This is a genomic window from Croceicoccus bisphenolivorans (genome assembly GCF_001634625.1).
Classification (GTDB): Bacteria; Pseudomonadota; Alphaproteobacteria; order Sphingomonadales; family Sphingomonadaceae; genus Croceicoccus; species Croceicoccus bisphenolivorans.
In genome coordinates this window covers 41,927-61,984 of the sequence record NZ_LRSE01000001.1, presented here as the reverse complement: position 1 = coordinate 61,984, position 20,058 = coordinate 41,927, and the positions used below count along the sequence as shown (strand labels likewise).

Here is a 20,058-nt window from a genome sequence, read left to right as displayed (position 1 = left end):
TCTGTCGTGGTTGCAGGGAGAAAAATCGCAGTTTCGGCGAGATCGCTCTATCGGCAATACGTCTATAAGACTAAGGTCATAAGACTAATGTCGAGAAGCGCGGACGACCGCCAGGCGTTACGTAAACCAGACATATTTCGCGCTTGCAGCAAAATGCAGGCCACGCACCGAACCATCGGGGGAGTCATATGCAGGAAACCATCGAACGCCAGTCCGAGATCGTGCCCGTTCCGGCCAGTGCCAAGGTTGGCACGGCTTGCACGCTGGAACAGTATAACGAACTGTATGCGCGTTCCGTCGACGATCCCGACGGTTTCTGGATGGAACAAGCCGAACGCCTCGACTGGATCGAGAAGCCGACCAAGGTTGCCGACTGGTCGTTCGACCCGGTGGACATCAAGTGGTTCACCGACGGTACGATGAACATCTGTGTCAACGCGCTGGATCGCCATGTCGCGGCAGGCAAGGGCGATACCGTCGCCCTGATCTTCGAGCCCGACAGTCCCGACACGCCCGATCGCAAGATCACTTATGCCACTCTGCTGGCCGATGTGATCCGGATGGCCAACACGCTCAAGAAGATGGGCGTGAAGAAGGGCGACCGCGTCACGATCTACATGCCGATGATCCCCGAAGGGGCGGTGGCGATGCTGGCCTGCGCGCGTATCGGTGCGATCCACTCGGTCGTCTTCGGCGGCTTTTCGCCCGATGCGATCGCGGGTCGTATCGAGGATTGCAAGTCCGATTACGTGATCTGCGCCGACGAAGGCCTCCGCGGTTCCAAGCGCGTACCGTTGAAGGGCAACGTGGACGAGGCGCTGAAGAAAGTCTCGGTCAAGTCGGTTCTGGTCGTCCGCCACACCGGCGGCGATATCAACATGACCGAGGGCCGCGACCACTGGTATCACGAGTATTGCGAAGGCGTTGCCGCTGAATGTGAGCCGGAGCCGATGAACGCGGAAGACCCGCTGTTCATCCTCTACACCTCGGGTTCGACCGGCAGCCCGAAAGGTGTTGTCCACACCATCGGCGGCTATGCCGTGTGGACCGAGACGACCTTCCGCTACACCTTCGATTATCGCCCCGGCGAAATCTACTGGTGCACCGCCGACATCGGCTGGGTTACGGGCCACAGCTACATCGTCTATGGCCCGCTTCAGGCCGGCGCCACCGCGCTGATGTTCGAAGGCGTGCCCAACTATCCCGACCATGACCGGTTCTGGGCGGTGTGCGACAAGCACAAGGTCAACATCTTCTACACCGCGCCCACCGCCATCCGCGCCCTGATGCGCGAAGGTGACGAGCATGTGAAGAAGCACGACCTGTCCTCGCTGCGTCTGTTGGGCAGCGTGGGCGAACCGATCAATCCGGAAGCATGGCGCTGGTATCACGAGCAGGTGGGCCACGATAATTGCCCCATCGTCGATACCTGGTGGCAGACCGAGACCGGTGGCCACATGATCACCACGCTTCCGGGCGCGCACGACATGAAGCCGGGCAGCGCGGGCAAGCCGTTCTTCGGCGTGTGCCCGGAACTGGTCGACAACGACGGCAATGTTCTGGAAGGCGCAACCGAGGGCAACCTGTGCATCACGCGCAGCTGGCCGGGGCAGGCGCGCACCGTTTATGGCGACCACGATCGCTTCATCCAGACCTACTTCGCCACTTACAAGGGCAAGTATTTTACCGGCGACGGCTGCCGCCGTGACGAGGACGGGTATTACTGGATCACCGGCCGCGTCGATGACGTCATCAACGTGTCGGGCCACCGTATGGGCACGGCGGAGGTGGAATCCGCGCTCGTCCTGCACGAACTGGTCGCCGAATCGGCGGTCGTCGGCTTCCCGCACGACATCAAGGGGCAGGGCATCTACTGCTACGTCACGTTGAACGCGGGCGTCGAACCGAGCGATGATCTGGCCAAGGTGTTGCGCAACTGGGTTCGTGCCGAGATCGGCCCGATCGCATCGCCCGACCATATCCACTTCACGCCGGGTCTGCCGAAAACCCGTTCGGGCAAGATCATGCGCCGCATCCTGCGCAAGATCGCCGAGAACGATTTCGGTTCGCTGGGCGACACTTCGACGCTTGCCGACCCCTCATTGGTTGACGGGCTTATCGAAGGGCGATTGAACCGCTAGAGTGCGGTCCATGGCTGGCCGTGTTGTCATCGCCGACGATCATCCGCTGCTTCGCGCGGCGGTGCGCGGATGTGTCGAACAATCGTGGCCGGGGCGCGAGATTGTGGAGGTGGCCGATGCCGCCTCCGCCCGCGCCGAAGCCGTGAAAGGCGGCGTCGATCTCCTGACGCTGGATCTGCACATGGCCGATTCGGCGGGGCTGCAAACGCTGATGGCGTTCCGTCAGGACTTTCCCGCGATCCCCGTCGTCATCGTGTCGGCGAGCGAGGAGGCGCGCATCCTGCGCGGCGCGCAGGAACTAGGTGCAGCGGCTTTCATCCCGAAAAGCACGCCGCTGCCGCAAATGCGTGAGGCGCTTGGCGCCGTTGCGGAGGGCGATGTCTGGTTTCCCGATGCCGGCGAAGCCGATGAAGAGGCGGCCAGCTCGATCGAGAAGATGGCCCGCCTTACACCCGCGCAGCGCCGAATCCTGACGCTGGTTTCCGAAGGGAAACTGAACAAGCAGATCGCCCACGAAATGGATATTTCCGAAGCGACGGTGAAGGCGCACATGACTGCCATCTTCCGCCGCCTTGGCGTGGTGAACCGGACCCAGGCCGTGCTGATCGCGAAGGAACTGGACGCGGCCAGCCCGTCCGCCGTCTAACCTTTATTCGTCGCCGACCGACTTCGAATTGAGCTGGATGTAGTTTTCCAGCCCCATGCGCTCGATCAGGTCGAACTGCTTTTCCAGATGGTCGACGTGCTCTTCCTCGTTGTCGAGGATTTCGGTGAACAGGTCGCGGCTGACATAGTCGCGCACCGTTTCGCAGTGGGCGATCGCATCGCGCAGCAGGGGGATCGCCTCTTCCTCCAGCGCGAGATCGGATTTCAGGATTTCCTCGACATTCTCGCCGATCTTCAGCTTCCCGATCTGCTGGAAATTGGGCAGCCCGTCGAGGAACAGGATGCGGTCGGCCAGCTTGTCGGCGTGCTTCATCTCGTCGATGGATTCGTGCCGTTCGAAATCGGCGAGCTTTGCCACGCCCCAGTTGTCGAGCATGCGGTAATGCAGCCAGTACTGGTTTACCGCCGTCAATTCGTTGGTGAGTGCCTTGTTGAGGAACTCGATGACCTTGGCGTCACCCTTCATTGCCTGTCTCCGCTTGCTGACCCGTTGACGATGCGACCGTGATGGAACGGGTGCAAGGAAAAAGGCCTGTTGCGAATGTGTCGTAAGCGCAGAATGTTACGCTGCTGCGGCGCATCCCAGTTCGGCAAGGATGTCTTCCGCTTCGTCTAGACACTGGCGGCACTGGGGCTGGTGGCCAAGCTCGCGATAGATCGCCTCCGCATCGCCGCCGCAGACAGGGGCCAGGGCGCGGAAGTCCTTTTCCCGGATGGCATTGCAGATGCAAAGATACATTGGCGAATCGACCCTCTTGCTGGCTCGCCATAATTGTTAATGCGAATTGCTTGCAAAAGCAAATGGTGCGTTGACTGGGGTGTTCAGCGTGCAGGATGCGCCCTGCGGATGCCCATTCCGGAAAGCGTTCGCCACGCGAGTTCCAATGGTCCGATACCGAATCGGCGAAGCCACGGTGCAGACCAGCCAAGCATCACGATCCAACCGAGAACGACGAAAAGCATGAGTGTGGCATGCCCGTACTCCCGCCCGCCAAGGCCGAGGCCCCAGCCGTGGAACAGGAAAGTCATCAGAACCGTCATCCCGATGTAGTTGCTGAACGCCATTCGCCCGGCAGAGGCGATCCTGCGCCCCATGTCCGTGTGCAGGATCGCAGTGCCGAACAGGACGATCAGCGCGAGATAGCTGCCCGCCATCGCCAACCGCCCGATCATGCCGAAGCGATAGGCCATCCATGCCACGGGTGTCAGCGCGAAGCCCTGCGACGCTTCGTAAGCGAACATCGCGCCATACCACACCAGCCCGACCGCAGCGCCCGACAGCGCGATTGTCCACATTGCCCGTCGCGACCATTCTCCGGCGAAAAAGCCCGACCGCGCCAGCCCCATGCCGCACAGCATCAGCGGCAGTGCTTCCAGCACCGCCATACTTGCCAATGCGAACGGATAGGCCGGATCTTCGGTGATGCGATAGGTGATGGCTTGCCCGAAACCCATCGCATATTCGGCCATCTTGGCATCGGCCTTGACCATCAGTCCCTGCTCGAAAGCCTGAATCGTCGCGACACCTTCCGGAGACGCGGTGCCGGCGATGACGTCGCGAGAAAGGCTGAGCATCCACCAAACTTCCGCCGCGGCGCCGATTGCCACGAACACAAACATCGCAATGCCGAGCCCGATCAGGCGAAACGGCGCCATGTCCTTGAACAGAAGCGCTATCATGCCTGCGATGGCATAAGTGAACAGGATATCGCCCCACCAGAACAGCAGGAAGTGCAGGTACCCAAATACGGCCAGCCAGAGCAGGCGTCGCACTTGTTCCAGTGTCCGGCGATGTTCGTCACCGCGATCGAGGAACAAGGCGAGGCTCGCCCCGAACAGCGTGGCGAAGATCGCACGCATCTTTCCTTCGAAAAACAGCCACGCGAACAGGAACGCCGCCCAGTCGCGCGGCGCGGCGTGGCCGTGCCAGTCGGGCGTCATCGATGCGAGGCCGGGGCCTGACATCGTGGTGACGTTGATGACAAGTATGCCGAGCACGGCAAATCCGCGCGCAAGGTCCAATAAGGCAATTCTGCCATGGCTTGCAGTGACTTGCGGTTCCCGCAGTTGTTCCGTCATTGCGGGTTTTCGCCTTTTTCTCACGCTTTCGGATCTGCCTTAACGCAAAATTAGGGTTACGCCGCAAGAGTGGCACCCAGCAAATCAGTGTTCACTGAAGGGGATCATCGGTGCGCGTACTCGCATTGGCATCACAGAAGGGCGGATCGGGCAAGACCACTCTTTCCGGCCACCTTGCCGTCCAGGCCCAGCGCGCAGGCGCCGGTCCCGTCGTACTTATCGATATCGACCCTCAGGGTTCGCTCGCCGATTGGTGGAACGAGCGTGAGGATGAATTCCCCGCATTCGCGCAAACCGCCGTCGCCCGTCTGGCGCAGGATCTGGTAACGCTTCGCGAACAGGGCTTCAAACTGGCGGTCATCGACACGCCGCCCGCAATCACCATGGCGATCCAGTCGGTGATCAGCGTCGCCGATCTCGTCGTCGTGCCGACCAGGCCTTCGCCGCACGATCTTCGCGCGGTCGGCGCCACGGTCGACATCTGCGCCCGGGCCAACAAGCCGCTGGTTTTTGTGGTGAACTCGGCGCTTTCCAAGGCGCGCATCACGTCCGAAGCGGCCGCTGCTCTGGCCCAGTACGGCAATGTCGCGCCGGTTGTCCTGCACCATCGCACCGATTTCGCGGCGTCGATGATCGATGGCCGCACGGTCATGGAAATCGATCCCTACGGCCGCTCGGCGCAGGAAATGGAACAGCTCTGGGCCTATCTGAACGAACGGCTGGAAAAGCAATTCCGCCGCAACGTCTTTGCAGGTTCCAAGCAGGCCGGTCCGGCAGGTTCCAACCGCACGGCGGGTGGCTTCGGCCGCCGCGTCGCCGGCCAGTAAGGAGGCCCGGACGTGATGGCGAGCGGAACTCTCGGACCTTCGGCAGGCGGACTGCTTGCCAAGAAGGGCACGGCGCGCCCGGCGATGCGTCGTCAGTCGCAGATCCAGCAGGCCGGTTTCGGCAATGCGGGCATGGGCGGTGCCGGTATGGGCAGCCTTTCGGGCTGGCTTACGGGCGCCGAGGACGATTGCGGCTGGAACGACATGGGCGAGGGCGCAAAGCCCAACTATGGCGCGCGCAGTGCCATCGGCCTGACGGCGATGACCAATTCGCCCGAATCGCTCTACGTCAATGCCAACCCCGACGATCCGGATTGGGACGAGGCGGACAGCTACGACGACGACAGCGCGGACTGGAATGCTTCGGCACCGGCATGGGAACCGACTCCTCCGGCAAATCCCGTCGGCGCGATGCAGGAACGCTTGCAGGCTGCGGCGATGCCGGCACCGGCTGCTCCTTCGTTCAATGGCCACGCAGCGCCGCTGGACACGCTTGAACTTCAGGCAGCGGATGAGATCCCGGTCGGCCTGTTCGGTTCGATCCGTGCGGCATGGGCGCGTTTCGTGGCCCTGATCGTGGGTCGTGGCCCGATTACGGTACTTCATCTCGAGCCTGACCTTCGCGAACGTCTGCGCGCTGCGGCCATGCGGCAGGGTCTGGACGACGCGATCGTCGCCGAGCGTGCGATCGAGGAATATCTTGGCGCGCTCGCGTCCAAGAGTGCTAACACCGCTTCCGCATCTACGTCGTGGAACTGAGAAGAAATCGAAAGCAAGGACAGCAGATCATGAGCAAGAGCTTCCGCTTCGAAACCCTGAACCGCACAGCCTTGCGGGCCGTCATCGCCGGCACCATGCTGGCCGGTGTTGCCGTGGCGCAGCCCGCACTTGCCGGATCCGTCGACAAGGCGAGCGAGGCGCTGAGCGAGAACGAGACCGACCGCGCGGTCCTCTACGCCGAAAAGGCGGTCGAGGAAGCACCGCGCGATGCTTCGCGCCGTGCCCTGCTTGGCCAGGCCTACTTGCGTGCCGGCCGTCTCGTTTCGGCCCGTGCCGCACTGAACGAGGCGATCACGCTGGGCGAAACCAACCCCCGCGTCGCGCTGATGCTGGCCCTTGCCGAAATCGGCAGTGGTTCGCCGCGCAACGGCGTAACCATCCTTGCGCAGCAGGGTAATTCCATTCCCGCAGCCGATCGCGGCCTTGCCTTCGCACTCGCCGGTGAAACCGCGCGGGGTGTCGAGATTATCTCCGCCGATATCCGCGCCGGTAACGACAATTCCAAGACCCGCCAGAACCTTGCCTATGCCTTCGCCCTCGACGGTCGCTGGCGTGAAGCCCGCCTGATGGCGGCGCAGGACGTTCCTGCCGACATGCTGGATCGTCGCATGACCGAGTGGGCGATGAATTCCCGCGCCGATCAGGTCGGCAACCGCGTCGCCGCGCTTGTCGGCGCAACGCTTCAGGCCGACAGCGGCATGCCGGTCGCGCTTGCTTTGGCTAACTTTCCGACACCTGCGGCCAAGGCCGCAGCGCCGATGATGGCAGAGGCCAAGCCTGTCGCCCCGGCACCGGTCAAGGCAGCCGCGAAGCCTGCTCCGGCTCCGGTCGTGGTGGCCAAGGCCGATCCCGCGCCGGTTGTCGTTGCAAAGGCGGCTGAACCCGTCGTGGTGGCCCGCGCGGAACCTGCCAAGTCGGAAGTGAAGACCGCTGCGGTTCCCGCTTCGAAGCCGGCCACGATGCAGATGGCCGTCATCCAGCCGACGCAAGAAAATCCTGCTGCCAAACCTGCGGCTATGAAAGTTGCGATGACAACTGCCAAGCCCGCGCCGGTCAAGGCCAAGGTGGCTGCACCCGCCCTGCCGGCTCCGTCGGCAAGTGGCACGCATGTTGCGCAGCTCGGCTCCTACACTTCGGAAGCCAACGCCCGCGCCGGGTGGAAGGTGTTCCAGTCGCGCTATGCCAATCTCAAGGGCGCACAGCCCGTGATCACGCAGGCCAAGGTGGACGGCAAGGATTACTGGCGCGTGGCCGCCGGCAGTTTCGATGCCAAGGGTGCCAATGCGATGTGCGCGGCCGTGAAGGCCAGCGGCAACGGCTGCCTGCCCATCGCGCAGTCGAGTGCCAAGGCCGACAGCAAGGTCCGCGTCGCCAAGGCGGACTAGGCACGGAAAGATTTGCTCCCGCCACGGGTAGGGGGACAGCGAGAGCGGCGCTCACCAAACGGTGACCGCCGCTTTTTGCATTCTTGCGTATGGCTTAGCCCCGCGATGGCGGGGTGTAGCTTCCTTCGGGAAGGCGGATCATGCCTTCCTGCGACGCGGTGGCGACAAGCTGGCCGTCGCGCGTGAAAAAATGCCCGCGCGTCAGGGCACGCCCGCTGCCGAGGAACGGGGAGTCGGTGACGAACAGGATCCAGTCGTCCACCCGCATGTCCGCATGGAACCACAAGGCGTGGTCGAGACTGGCCATTCGCGCCGCGTTGAACTTGGCCCGCAGGCCGCGCCTCAGCAGCGCTGTGCTCAACAGGCCGTAGTCGCTGAGATAAGTAAGCGCGAGCCGATGCTGGGCAGGGTCATCGGCCATCGGTGCCATGACCTTGAACCACAACACGGTGTGTTCCGCCCCGCCGGCGTTACCCTCCCACTGCGCGGCAGGCGCGCGCATTTCGAAGGCACGGTGCTTCACAAGGGCAGGCGCGGGGCCTTCGTATTCGACCGGATGACCGCGTGAGGGTGCGTCAAGCTCGTCCTGCAGGCCGTCGGGGCCCGGCACGTCGGGCATCTCGATCGGCCATGCCGGGGCGACCGACTTGCGCTGGAAGGATGCGGTCAGGTTCAGGATCGGCGTGCCGTTCTGCGATGCAATGACCCGCCGGTTGGAGAAACTGCCGCCGTCGAAATCCCGCTCCACCCGCAATTCGATGGGGAAATCCTCGTTCCCGCCGCGCAGGAAATAGGCGTGCAGCGAATGGGGATTGCGCCCTTCCTCCACCGTCTGTTGCGCGGCGGCGAGCGCCTGTGCAACCACCTGGCCGCCGAAGATCCGTCCCAGACCGTCCGGCATGCGCGGGGCGATGAAAATGTCGTTGGCGACTTTTTCGACGGTGAGCAGGCGGGACAGGATGCCAACGCGCTCTGCGTCCGTTCCGGAGACTTGTGCCCTGCGGGTATCGTTCATGCCGTTGCCATGGGCGGTCACCAGGTCGCCGTCAATGTCGTATTTATTGTATCCTTGCAAAGAAAAACGCCCCGCCCGGATTGCGCCGGACGGGGCGTTTTCCCGTTTATTTCGGGCCTGTCGTCAGCCGGCAGCAAGTGCCGCCAGCAGAAGCAGGGCCACGATGTTCGTGATCTTGATCATCGGGTTCACGGCCGGGCCGGCGGTGTCCTTGTAGGGATCGCCGACGGTGTCGCCCGTCACCGCAGCGTGGTGGGCGTCAGAGCCTTTGCCGCCGTGGTTGCCGTCCTCGATGTACTTCTTGGCGTTATCCCATGCGCCGCCGCCCGCGGTCATCGACAGGGCGACGAAAAGCCCGCCGACGATGACGCCGAGCAGCAGTGCGCCAAGCGCCGCGAAGCCGTTCTGCGGACCTGCGATCAGCGTGATCACGAAATAGACCACGATCGGCGCCAGCACCGGCAGCAGCGAAGGCACGATCATTTCCTTGATCGCGGCCTTCGTCACGAGGTCGACCGTGCGGGCGTAGTTCGGCTTGCTGGTGCCGGCCATGATGCCCGGATCGGCGGCGAACTGGTCGCGCACGTCCTTCACCACGTCGCCCGCCGCGCGGCCCACCGCCGTCATGCCCATCGAACCGAACAGGTACGGCAGCAACGCGCCCAGCAGCAGCCCGACGATGACGTATGGGTTCTCGAGGCTGAAATCGACATCGAGATCGGGGAAGAAGTGGGCAAGGTCGGTTGTGTAGGCGGCAAAAAGAACGAGAGCCGCAAGACCCGCCGAACCGATCGCGTAACCCTTGGTCACGGCCTTGGTGGTATTGCCCACGGCGTCGAGCGCGTCGGTCTTTTCGCGAACCGATGCGTCCATGTCGGCCATTTCCGCGATACCGCCCGCGTTGTCCGTCACCGGACCGTAAGCGTCGAGCGCCACGACCATGCCGGCCAATGCCAGCATCGCAGTTGCGCCGTAGGCAATGCCGATTAGGCCTGCCAGCTGGTACGCGATGATGATGCCCGCCACGATCACCAGCGTGGGAAGCGCGGTCGCCTCCATGCTGATGGCAAGGCCTTGGATCACGTTCGTGCCGTGGCCGGTTTCCGACGACTTGGCGATGGAACGTACCGGACGGAAGTTCGTGCCGGTATAATACTCGGTGATCCAGATGATCAGGCCGGTGATGGCAAGGCCCAGCATGGAACACCAGAACAGGTCCATACCGGTAAACCCGCCGACCTGGCTGGCCGTGCCTTCTTCCGACAGGGGCATGCCGGGATCGACATTGGCGACAAGGCCCGGATCGCCGGCCTGGATCGGCGTATTCATGTCGCCCAGCGCCAGTTGCGTAACGAACCAGATCGCCGGGATCGACAGGATCGCGGTGACGAGGAAGCCCTTGTACATCGCGCCCATGATGTTCGTGCCGCCACCAAGGCGAACGAAATATGTGCCGATGATCGAGGTGACGATGCACGAACCGCCGATCAGCAGCGGCAGCGCCATCAGGCCCTGAAGCTGCTCCACGCCCGAAAGCAGTAGTGCGGTCAGCACCATGGTGGCGCCCACGGTCACGACGTAGGTTTCGAACAGGTCGGCCGCCATGCCGGCGCAGTCGCCGACGTTGTCGCCCACGTTGTCCGCGATCACTGCGGGGTTGCGCGGATCGTCTTCGGGGATGCCCGCCTCGACCTTGCCGACAAGGTCGGCACCGACGTCGGCGGCTTTGGTGAAGATGCCGCCGCCAAGGCGCGCGAAGATCGAGATCAGCGATGCGCCGAAGGCCAGAGCCACCAGCGCATCGACCACGGTGCGGTTTTCGCCGCCCACCTCGTATCCGGCGATTGCCGTCAGGTAATAGTAGAAGCAGGCGATTGCCAAGAGGGCGAGGCCCGCCACCAGCATGCCGGTGATCGCACCTGCGCGGAACGCCAGCGTCAGGCCTTCCTGAAGGCCCTTCTGCGCGGCGGCGGCTGTGCGCACGTTGGAGCGGACCGAGATGTTCATCCCGATGAAGCCCGCAACGCCCGAAAGGATCGCGCCGATCACGAAGCCGACAGCGCTGATCGGTCCGAGGAACACGGCGACCAGCACCGCGACGATCACGCCGACGATGGCGATGGTGGTGTATTGCCGCTTCAGATAGGCCTGAGCCCCTTCCTGAACGGCGGCGGCGATTTCCTGCATTCTTTCGCTGCCGGCGGCAGCGCTCAGCACCTGTCGACTGGTGACGAAGCCGTAGATCACGGCAAGTAGCCCCAGGACAATGGCGATCGTGACCAAGTTCACTACGCAATCCCCTCCAAATATTGTTTCGCATCCCTTTTTCGGGATGTCGGCGGGGAAGCTACACGGAAAGGTGCGCGGCGCAAGCGCGCTTTGCACAGGTCCTGTTCATTAAACCCCGTGGCGATAGCCTAGCGAGGTTCCTTCTTCGGGGGGCACGCCGTCCAGCAGCAGCGGCGCTTCGCCGCGGGGCAGGACAGCGCCGATGCGCGTCGCCGGGACAGGAGGATCTTCGCCCGCTGGCAGCGTGAACAGCAACTGGTAGTCGTCTCCCCATGTCATCGCCTCAAGCCTTCGATCGGCCAGCCCGGGCGCGACGGGAACTGATGCGGCGGCGATATCGATCGTGGTGCCGCTGGCCTCGGCCATGCGGCGGGCATCGATCAGCAGGCCGTCCGATACGTCCATCATCGCACTGACGAGCCGGGCCAGTGCCAGCCCTTGGGCAACAAGCGGAACGGGGCGGCGATAGGACAGTGCGCCCGCCATGTCGCCACGTTGCAGTGCCTCGAACCCGGCAAGGGCAGCGCCGAGAGTGCCCGTAACCCACAGCGCTTCACCCGGTTTTGCATCCTGCCGCGACGGGGAAGGCGCGACGCTTGCGCGCCCGATCGCGGTCAGTCCGACGGCCCGCGCGGAAGACGGCGGTGCGCCGACCGTGTCGCCGCCCAGCAGGGGCACCTTGAAGTGCCTCACCGCTTCGGCAAGGCCATTGGCGAAGCGCAGGTCCCATCCGGCATCGCCAAGTGTATAGCCGAGCAGGATGGCTTGCGGCTCGGCACCCTTGGACGCAAGGTCCGACAGGTTGACCGCCACCAGCTTCCACGCGACGTCTGCCGCGTCCTGATCGGGATGCCAGTGCACCCCTTCGACCATCATGTCGTGGGTTACGACAAGCGTTGCATCGCCCACGCGAAGTTCGGCAGCATCGTCGGCAAGGCCGCGCGCGCCGGGATCTGTCGCGATGGCGCGCAGGGCGGCGATGAAACGATCCTCGCCGCTTTCGCGCACGTCAGGCCCGCACGTCTTTCGCGATTGCGTCCAGCAGGCCGTTCACGAATTTGGCTTCGCGTTCCTCGAAGAAGGCATGGGCGACATCGACATATTCGCTGATCGCCGCGGCCTTCGGCACATCGGCGCGGGCGAGCAGTTCGTAAGTGCCCGCGCGCAGGATCTGGATCATCGTCCGGTCCAGCCGCGAGAGCGACCAGCCTTCCGCCAGCTTGGCCGAAACCAGCGTGTCGATCTCGTCACGGCGCGAATCGACGCCCGTCACGATATCGTCGAAAAAGGCGACCTCCGCGTCGGCGTATTGCGCATCCTCGATCTCGCGGCCCAGCCGGTGCTGGTGAAATTCGTCGAGAAGCCGCGCCAGCGGGGTCTTCTCCATGTCGATCTGGTAAAGCGCCTGCACAGCGGCAAGGCGGGCGGCGGATCGGGATTTTGATCGTGCGTTCATTGGTCCGTTTTCAGGCGCAGGGCGCCGATATAGTCGCGCTTGCCGATCTCCACGCCAAGATGGCGGAGAAGGGCATAGGCGGTGGTGGCGTGGAACTGGAAATTGGGCAGAGAAAAGCTGAGCAGGAAGTGTTCGGCGGTGAACGGCAGGACGAAATCGTTGAACCGGAATTCGGCGTCCTTGCCGATCAGTGCCTCGAGTTCAGCCGGATCGATCGCCTGAAGTGCCGACACGGCATCGGAAATTTTTGTTCGCAGTCCGTCGAAATCCTGTGGCGGCTCCGATAGTTCCGGCCCGAAAGTCCCAGCCTTGGCACCCTCGATAGCCAGCTTGGAATGGGTGTGGCACGATTTCACCTGATAGGCGAAGTCGTTCATGTCGGGCGCGAGACGGGCGTTGATGATCCGCGACGGCTCCCACCCGTTCGCTTCGCAAAATGCTTCTGCCTTGTCGATCAGGCCGGCCACGGCACCAAGCTGCTGCAGGCAGGTCGGAACAAAAGCGTCGTAAAGCGTGATGGGCATCCTCAATCTCCCTTGCGCCGGTCGAGCCGGATTGAAACGGAACGGGCATGCGCGGGCAGCCCCTCTGCATTCGCCAGTTCCACTGCCGCCGGACCGATGGCCGCGAGCGCGGCATCGTCCAGTTCGATGAAGCTGGTGCGCTTCATGAAGTCCAGCACGGACAGGCCGCTGGCAAAGCGGGCGCGCCGCCCTGTTGGCAGCACGTGATTCGGCCCTGCGACATAATCGCCGATCGCTTCGGGGGTGCTGCGGCCGATGAAGACGGAGCCTGCATGCCGGATCGATTCCAGCAGCGGCTCCGGCGCTGCAACCGCAAGCTCCACGTGCTCGGCGGCAAGCGCGTTGGCCAGCGCGGGCGCTTCGTCAAGCGAGGCAACCTCGATGATGACGCCGTGATCCTTCCACGACTGTTCGGCCACCTTGCGCGTGTCCAGCATGGCAAGCTCGACACCGACACGGTCGGCCACGCGGTCGGCAAATTCGGCGTCGTCGGTGATCAGGATGGACTGGGCCACCGGATCGTGTTCCGCCTGGCTCAACAGGTCCGCCGCGATGAAGCCCGGATCGTTCTGGCCATCGGCAATGACAAGGATTTCGGACGGCCCCGCCACCATGTCGATGCCGACCGTGCCGTAAAGCTGCCGCTTCGCCTCTGCCACCCAGGCGTTGCCGGGGCCGGTGATCACGTCGACGGGCGCGATCCTGTCCGTGCCATAGGCGAGCGCGCCGACAGCATGGGCACCGCCGATGCGCCAGATTTCGTCCACGCCCGCAATATGCGCCGCGGCCAGCACCAGCGGATTGGCGTGGCCCTTCGGTGTCGGGGTAACGACGGCCAGCCGCCCGACCCCTGCGACCTTGGCCGGAATCGCATTCATGATCAGCGAAGACGGATAGGCCGCGCGGCCACCGGGAACATAAAGCCCGGCGGCGTCGACCGGACGCCAGATCGCGCCAAGCCTGACGCCCGCATCGTCGCGATAGTCACGGCGCTGCGGCAACTGCGCCTCGTGATAGGCGCGCACACGTTGCGCGGCGGTTTCCAGCGCATCGCGCAGCACACCGTCAAGCGCGTGATAGGCGGCGGCGCAAGCGTCTGCGGGAATGCACCAGTCGTCGTCGGACACGAGATCCCAGTGGTCGAAACGCTTGGTATAGTCGGCCAGCGCCTCGTCACCCTCCGCCTTTACCCGTTCGAGGATACGGCGAACGTCGCGGCTGACATCGTCATCCGCCTCTCGCCGGTCGGCAACGAGTCGGGCAAATGCCTTTGCAAAGCCGGGGTCGGAAGAGACCAGCCGCTTCATCAGGCCGCTTTCGCCTCTGCCGAGAGGGCACGGAAATTCTCGATCAATGCGCCCAGCCGTTCCGGATCGGTCTTCAGCGCCGCGCGATTGACGATCAGGCGCGCCGATACGGGCAGAAGCTCCGCCGTTTCGACAAGGCCGTTTTCACGCAGCGTCGTGCCGGTGGAGACGAGATCGACGATCTGGCTGGCGAGGCCGAGCGAGGGGGCAAGTTCCATTGCGCCGTTCAGCTTCACGCATTCGGCCTGAATACCCTTCGCCTCGAACCACCGGCGGGTGAGGTTGGGGTACTTGGTCGCCACGCGCAGGTGGCTGGCATTGCCCGATGAGGGGGCAACCGCATCCTTCGGCTCGGCTATGGACAGGCGGCAGTGCCCGATGTCGAGATCGACTGGCGCATAGAGATCGGGGTAGTCGAACTCCTCTATCACGTCGGAACCGACGATGCCCGCCTGCGCGGCGCCATGTGCCACGAACGTAGCCACGTCGAAGGCGCGCACGCGGATGACGCGTGTGTGCGGATCTTCGCAGGCGAATGAAAGCGAGCGGTTCTTCTTGTCGTGGAATCCTGCCTCCGGCACGATCCCGGCGCGCGCCATCAGCGGCAACGCTTCGTCGAGAATGCGCCCCTTGGGCACGGCGAAAGTGAGAGTGGCGGTCATGACAGGCGGGCAGATAGGCCGCATGGGGCGCTTAGGCTAGGGGTAACTGACGGTCTTGGGCTTTTCGGGGATGGGAATGAACTCCTTTTCATCCCCCGGAACGACGGGAAAGCGGCCTTCCGTCCAGTCTTCCTTCGCCTGTTCGATCCGTTCCATCCGGCTGGAAACGAAATTCCACCACACCCTGCGCGGGCCCATCGCTTCCCCGCCCAGCAGCATGATCCGCCCGCCGCTGACCGAGGCCAGCCGCATCGCACGCCCCGGCCGCAGGACATGGAGGGCATAGAGTGTAAGCGGTTCGCCATCGATCTCTGCCTCTCCCGAAATCAGCATGACGCCGCGTTCGTCCGCTTCGGCATCGATGGGCAGGCTTGCGCCAGCGGCCAGTGCGATGTCGGCATAGATCGTTTCCGAGTGGCAAGTCGTCGGCGCGGTTTCGCCCCACAGGCTGCCCATGATGATGCGGGCTTCGACACCGGTATCGGTGATGACGGGCAGATCCTGCGCGGCGGTGCCTTCGAAAGCGGGGTCGGTTTCCTCCAGCCGTTCGGGCAGGGCCAGCCATGTCTGCATGCCGAACAGGTGCAGGCCTGTCTCCCGCTCTGGCGGCGGGGTGCGTTCGGAATGGACGATGCCGCGCCCGGCCGTCATCAGGTTCACCGCACCGGGCCTGATCGTGGCAAAGGTGCCCAGCGAATCGCGATGGTCGATCGCGCCTTCGACAAGGTATGTCACGGTCGCAAGTCCGATGTGCGGGTGGGGGCGCACGTCCATCCCGCTGCCGGGATTGAGGAAGGCCGGACCGAATTCGTCGACGAAGACGAACGGGCCGACCATGCGCCTGCGCGGTGAAGGGACCGCGCGGCGAACGGTGAAACCGCCCAGATCGTGGCTGACAGGCTCTACCGTGATGTCGATCGCCGTCGACATGTCGTCCTCAATGCTCATGGGCGGCTTCTCCTGCGACGAGTGGTGTTTCGGGCGCTTTATTGGCGGCTGTTCTGGCTGAATGCGGTTTCGGTTTCGTTGCGATCATGCGCCACGTGGCGCGTTGGGGCAATGCCTCCACTCCGGATCAATACCTATCCCGTCCGCTCCGTTTTCGAATGGCTTCCGCGCTTACGAGGTCAATGGTCATGGTAACCGGGATCGTAAGCAAGTGACCACGGCCGAAGGGGTAATCCGGCCGCTTCCGGATGGATCCGCCAGCTTATCCGAAAGGGGGGAATGGCGGCGTGGTGCAAGCGTGCCGGGCCGTTGCAGAAACGATGGAGCAAGTTCGTCAATTTGTGGCCGATCCGGCCGTCGTGGAAGAACGCAGGTCGGGACTGGCCCCTTCGCAAAGGGTCGTGATCCAGTTTTCTCTGGGCCTGTCGGATTTTCTGGGCACCTATCTCGCCTTCGCGGGGGCGGGCATGTTGCATGGTCTGTCCGTCGGCGGTGGCGCGACGGTCTTTGCGACGATCGCGCCAGTTATGGTAGTCGCGATCGCCATGTTGACGGGGTCATACGACCGCATGGTCATCGGCAGACCGGCAGTGTCGGCGGGCAGGGGCGTGCGCGCGTTGGTTTATTCCGTCCTTGCAATCATTGTCTTGCTGTTTGCCGCCAAGGCCAGCCACGACGTATCGCGCATTTCCACTGTCGGTGGCCTGATCCTGGCATCGTGCGCAATGGTGGTAACACGCATCGTGTTTGCACTGCATGTGAAACAGCTTGGCGGCAACGTGATAGAGCGCAAGCTGTTGATCGAGGATGGCCGATCCGTACCCGGCATGTCATGGGCGCGCCGGATCGATGCGCGGGCGTTGGGGCTGCAACCGGACGCTGACGACCCGGTGACGATGAGCAGGATCGGTGAAGTCGTCCATCGCATGGACAGAGTCGTGGTTGCTTGCCCTGCGGACAAGCGCAAGGCTTGGGCCGCGCTGCTCAAAAGTTTCGACGCGCAATGCGAGATCGTGGACGAGTGTGTCGACAATCTGGGTGTGATTGGCGCGTCGCGCGTGGGCGGGCACGGTACGCTGGTTATTTCCGCGCACCCTCTGGCCATGCATTCGCGCCTTTTGAAGCGGGGGTTCGACATGATTGTGGCCGCCAGCGCAATCGTAATGTGCCTGCCGCTTTTCGCGGTAGTGGCACTGGCGATCCTGCTTGAGGATGGCGGACCGGTCTTCTTCCGCCAGCAGCGGATGGGGCAGGGCAACCGCACGTTCGACATGTTCAAGTTCCGCTCCATGGGCGTTGCGCAATGTGATCACGCCGCCGCGCAGCTGACCCGGCGTGGCGATGCGCGGGTTACGCGCGTCGGCCGTTTCATCAGGGCGACCTCCATGGATGAACTGCCGCAACTGCTCAACGTGCTTAAAGGGGAGATGAGCATCGTCGGCCCGCGCCCGCACGCTGCCATGGCGAAGGCGGGAGACAAGCTCTACTGGCAGGTCGACCGGCGCTATTGGGAACGCCACGCCCTGAAACCGGGCCTCACCGGTCTGGCGCAGGTTCGCGGGCATCGCGGCGCCACCGAACGGGAGGAGCAGTTGAGCAGCCGCCTCCAGGCCGATCTGGAATATCTGGACGGCTGGTCGATCTGGCGCGATCTGCGGATCGTTGCGGCCACGGCCCGCGTGCTTGTGCATCCGCAGGCGTTCTGACCTTCGTTAACCCGCACCCTAAGGCGGGAAGTTTCAGGCGGATCTTGCGGGGATGATCCGCGCGGGATTGCCGATGGCCCGCGCGTTGGCTGGCACATCTTCAAGCACCAGCGCATTGGCCGCGACGGTCGCGCCAGCGCCAATCCCGATATCGCCGACAAGGACTGCCCCAGCACCGACGAATGCACCATCGCCGACCACTGGCATTTGCGTGTCCGCCGGATTGCGGCGGCCCAAAGTGACATTCTGCAGGATGGTGACGCCCTTTGCCACTTTCGCGCCGTTGCCGATCACGATGCCGAACGGATGCGGGATGTAGAGGCCACCGCCGATTTCCGCGGTCGCGCCGATCTCGCTGGAATAGACCATTTCCAGTGTGAACAGGCCGATGCGAAACAGGGCCGGACCGACGACCGGCACGCGGCGCAACCGGCGTGCGATGCGGTGGCCCAGCACGAAATTAAACCCCGGGCGGAGCATGAGGTGGCGGGCGTAGAAGCGCCAACCGGGTGTCTTGCTCGCATGGTGCGCCCAGATGGCGACATCCTGCGCGACCAGTCGTCGCAGCGATTGTTCGGTAGCGGAGCCTGTAGTCTTGCTCATGACGGGTCAGTTGCCCGAAGGGATACGGCCTGTCGGTAGACCTCGACATATTCGCCTACCAGTCTTTCGACAGAGAAGCGGTGCGTCAGATCGCCATCGATGGCGATATTCTGCCGTCCGGTAGCGATGCTGTCCTGCATCAGCTCCGCCAGAGCCGAAATATCGCGTTTCGGGTAGACCCGCGCGTGCGGCGACATTGCGGCCACTTCCTTCGATCCACCGGCATCGGAAACGATAGCAGGCAGCCCGCTGGCCAGCGTTTCGATCAGCGTGCGCGGCATGGGCTCGGGCCAGATCGAGGGGATCACTGTCAAATCCACGTCAGCGAGAAATCGTTCGATCGGCACGAAGCCCAACCACGTCAGCGGCAACCCTGCGTACTTGTTTTTCAGGTGCGCCAGATAGCCTTCGTTACCGCGCCCCGCTATCGCCAGCGACCAACCGCTTTCCGGCAGGCGTCGGCAGGCATCTAGCAATATCCCGATCCCCTTTTCCGGTTTGATCGCCCCTGCAAATCCGAAGCGGAACGGGCTTCCATGCGCATCGGTGCGGCGGGGTGCATCCGGTAGCTCAGGAACCGCGTTGTAGATCGTTTTCGCCGCAGTGGCCCTGAACATCCCGAACGCGCGATGCTGCTCTATCATGTAAGTACTGTTCCCGACGACGACATCGACATCGGCTGCCGTCCTGATGCGCGGGGTGGTTATCGCCCTGCACGCGATGCAGCGCCTTGTGCAGTCCTGGCCATCACGGAACAAGCTGGCGCGCGCGCAGAGCAGGCTGAAATCGCGCAGCGTATGCACAACGGGCAGACCCATGCGCCTTGCCATTGGCACGATACCCGATCCGAAACCGGTGAGGTTGTTGGTGTGCAGAACATCGGGCGCGATTTGGTTCAGCAATTCGGCCACGGAATCTTCGACTGTTGCCTTCCCGCGATCGCGCAAGTGCCAGGCCGCCTTTTCCAGTTTCCCGCGCTGCTTGCCATCAAATGGCCAGTAGGCATTGCCATGCGGCAGCCTATGGACGCGAACTGACACCACGGTCTCTGTTCGGACGCTCCCGACATCATCCAGCACGATGGCGTGAACGTCGTGGCCGGTACGGGCCAATCCTTCGGCGAGAACGGCAACGCTGCGCTCTGCACCGCCGACAGTTGTGGGTGGATAGAGTGTGTTGATTATCGCGATCCGCATGGCATTTCGATGAGGCAACTGCGCCTTGGCGTCACCCCCTATATTCGTTTGTTTTCGAGCATTTGGGTCGGTTTCGGTGAGGGTTTCTACGGATGTCTCCAAAACGGTTCCGAAACGGGCTGCAACCCATGCGAGAAGCGGGGTAGCCGGATTTCAGGGTTACCTCGTTGGCAAGAACGAAGGAGAAAGTGATCATGGCAAGACTGTTTATCGGTGCGATGGCCGCAATGGCGGTAATGACCGGACCGGTTGCCGCCGCCGCAAAGCCCGTGCGCGCCAGCGACGCCGTGCCCACCGGTGTCGCAACGAATGTTTCGGCCAAGAACCTGCCGTCCCGCGCGTCGCGCAAGGCGGAGGAGAGTTCGGACATCCTGCCGCTGGCCTTCCTGATTCCGGCAATCATCGGGGCGGTTGTGGCCGGTGCGGTTGTCGTTACGGCTTCGTCGGACAGCAATGGCTGACTGATCGCGGCGG

General features: G+C 63.5%; 20 protein-coding genes. 7 read left to right on the top strand and 13 right to left on the bottom strand.

Annotated features, from left to right (window positions below):
• Positions 1-188 precede the first annotated feature (188 nt).
• Both acs and A7A77_RS00325 read left to right on the top strand, forming a co-directional pair.
• The gene (gene acs, locus A7A77_RS00330) at positions 189-2,141 is read left to right on the top strand and encodes an acetate--CoA ligase (RefSeq protein WP_066552041.1); all 1,953 of its coding nucleotides are present in this window, start codon (positions 189-191) and stop codon (positions 2,139-2,141) included.
• A gap of 10 nt (positions 2,142-2,151) precedes the next feature.
• The gene (locus A7A77_RS00325; RefSeq protein WP_066552035.1) at positions 2,152-2,787 is read left to right on the top strand and encodes a LuxR C-terminal-related transcriptional regulator; all 636 of its coding nucleotides are present in this window, start codon (positions 2,152-2,154) and stop codon (positions 2,785-2,787) included.
• A gap of 3 nt (positions 2,788-2,790) precedes the next feature.
• Here A7A77_RS00325 and bfr read toward each other — a convergent pair whose 3' ends face one another.
• From bfr to A7A77_RS00310, 3 genes are all read right to left on the bottom strand, one after another.
• Positions 2,791-3,273 carry a bacterioferritin gene (bfr, locus tag A7A77_RS00320; protein WP_066552033.1) on the bottom strand — a complete coding sequence of 161 codons (483 nt, stop codon included), beginning with the start codon at positions 3,271-3,273 and terminating at the stop codon, positions 2,791-2,793.
• A gap of 96 nt (positions 3,274-3,369) precedes the next feature.
• Positions 3,370-3,546: a (2Fe-2S)-binding protein gene (locus tag A7A77_RS00315; protein ID WP_066552032.1), complete on the bottom strand. Its 177-nt coding sequence runs from the start codon at positions 3,544-3,546 to the stop codon at positions 3,370-3,372.
• A gap of 83 nt (positions 3,547-3,629) precedes the next feature.
• Entirely contained in the window at positions 3,630-4,886 is a 1,257-nt protein-coding gene (locus A7A77_RS00310; protein ID WP_066552030.1) for a DUF418 domain-containing protein, read from the bottom strand.
• A gap of 110 nt (positions 4,887-4,996) precedes the next feature.
• Here A7A77_RS00310 and A7A77_RS00305 point away from each other — a divergent pair, with 110 nt between their 5' ends.
• From A7A77_RS00305 to A7A77_RS00295, 3 genes are read left to right on the top strand one after another with little or no spacing between them, the layout of a single operon-like run.
• Positions 4,997-5,713, top strand: a complete 717-nt coding sequence (locus A7A77_RS00305; RefSeq protein ID WP_066552029.1) for a ParA family protein — start codon at positions 4,997-4,999, stop codon at positions 5,711-5,713.
• 15 nt (positions 5,714-5,728) lie between these two features.
• Positions 5,729-6,472, top strand: coding sequence for a hypothetical protein (locus A7A77_RS18235; RefSeq protein WP_066552027.1), 744 nt, complete (start codon positions 5,729-5,731; stop codon positions 6,470-6,472).
• Positions 6,473-6,501: 29 nt separating this feature from the next.
• The gene (locus tag A7A77_RS00295; protein WP_066552026.1) at positions 6,502-7,878 is read left to right on the top strand and encodes an SPOR domain-containing protein; all 1,377 of its coding nucleotides are present in this window, start codon (positions 6,502-6,504) and stop codon (positions 7,876-7,878) included.
• Between the two features lie 94 nt (positions 7,879-7,972).
• On the opposite strand, the gene A7A77_RS00290 is transcribed toward A7A77_RS00295, so the two are convergent.
• From A7A77_RS00290 to A7A77_RS00255, 8 genes are all read right to left on the bottom strand, one after another.
• The gene (locus A7A77_RS00290; RefSeq protein ID WP_066552512.1) at positions 7,973-8,893 is read right to left on the bottom strand and encodes an acyl-CoA thioesterase; all 921 of its coding nucleotides are present in this window, start codon (positions 8,891-8,893) and stop codon (positions 7,973-7,975) included.
• A 123-nt stretch (positions 8,894-9,016) separates the two neighbouring features.
• The gene (locus A7A77_RS00285; RefSeq protein WP_066552023.1) at positions 9,017-11,182 is read right to left on the bottom strand and encodes a sodium-translocating pyrophosphatase; all 2,166 of its coding nucleotides are present in this window, start codon (positions 11,180-11,182) and stop codon (positions 9,017-9,019) included.
• Positions 11,183-11,290: 108 nt separating this feature from the next.
• Positions 11,291-12,190 (bottom strand): thiamine-phosphate kinase, encoded by a 900-nt coding sequence (thiL, locus tag A7A77_RS00280; RefSeq protein ID WP_066552020.1) that lies wholly within the window; start codon positions 12,188-12,190, stop codon positions 11,291-11,293.
• Between the two features lies 1 nt (position 12,191).
• Entirely contained in the window at positions 12,192-12,638 is a 447-nt protein-coding gene (gene nusB, locus A7A77_RS00275; protein WP_066552018.1) for a transcription antitermination factor NusB, read from the bottom strand.
• Entirely contained in the window at positions 12,635-13,162 is a 528-nt protein-coding gene (locus A7A77_RS00270; protein WP_066552017.1) for a DUF1993 domain-containing protein, read from the bottom strand. The genes nusB and A7A77_RS00270 overlap by 4 nt, the downstream gene beginning before the upstream one ends.
• A 2-nt stretch (positions 13,163-13,164) precedes the next feature.
• Positions 13,165-14,469, bottom strand: a complete 1,305-nt coding sequence (hisD, locus tag A7A77_RS00265) for a histidinol dehydrogenase (RefSeq protein ID WP_066552016.1) — start codon at positions 14,467-14,469, stop codon at positions 13,165-13,167.
• Positions 14,469-15,131: an ATP phosphoribosyltransferase gene (hisG, locus tag A7A77_RS00260; RefSeq protein WP_066552015.1), complete on the bottom strand. Its 663-nt coding sequence runs from the start codon at positions 15,129-15,131 to the stop codon at positions 14,469-14,471. The genes hisD and hisG overlap by 1 nt, the downstream gene beginning before the upstream one ends.
• A gap of 36 nt (positions 15,132-15,167) precedes the next feature.
• Positions 15,168-16,079 carry a pirin family protein gene (locus A7A77_RS00255; RefSeq protein ID WP_245638334.1) on the bottom strand — a complete coding sequence of 304 codons (912 nt, stop codon included), beginning with the start codon at positions 16,077-16,079 and terminating at the stop codon, positions 15,168-15,170.
• Between the two features lie 341 nt (positions 16,080-16,420).
• Between A7A77_RS00255 and A7A77_RS00250 the strand changes: the two genes are divergently transcribed.
• Positions 16,421-17,785 (top strand): sugar transferase, encoded by a 1,365-nt coding sequence (locus A7A77_RS00250; RefSeq protein WP_216635524.1) that lies wholly within the window; start codon positions 16,421-16,423, stop codon positions 17,783-17,785.
• Between the two features lie 33 nt (positions 17,786-17,818).
• On the opposite strand, the gene A7A77_RS00245 is transcribed toward A7A77_RS00250, so the two are convergent.
• The gene (locus tag A7A77_RS00245; protein ID WP_082835790.1) at positions 17,819-18,388 is read right to left on the bottom strand and encodes a serine O-acetyltransferase; all 570 of its coding nucleotides are present in this window, start codon (positions 18,386-18,388) and stop codon (positions 17,819-17,821) included.
• Positions 18,385-19,584, bottom strand: coding sequence for a glycosyltransferase family 4 protein (locus A7A77_RS00240; protein ID WP_066552010.1), 1,200 nt, complete (start codon positions 19,582-19,584; stop codon positions 18,385-18,387). Before A7A77_RS00240 ends, A7A77_RS00245 begins: the two co-directional genes overlap by 4 nt.
• 194 nt (positions 19,585-19,778) lie before the next feature.
• Between A7A77_RS00240 and A7A77_RS00235 the strand changes: the two genes are divergently transcribed.
• Positions 19,779-20,045, top strand: a complete 267-nt coding sequence (locus A7A77_RS00235; protein WP_156500279.1) for a hypothetical protein — start codon at positions 19,779-19,781, stop codon at positions 20,043-20,045.
• The last annotated feature ends 13 nt before the right edge of the window (positions 20,046-20,058 follow it).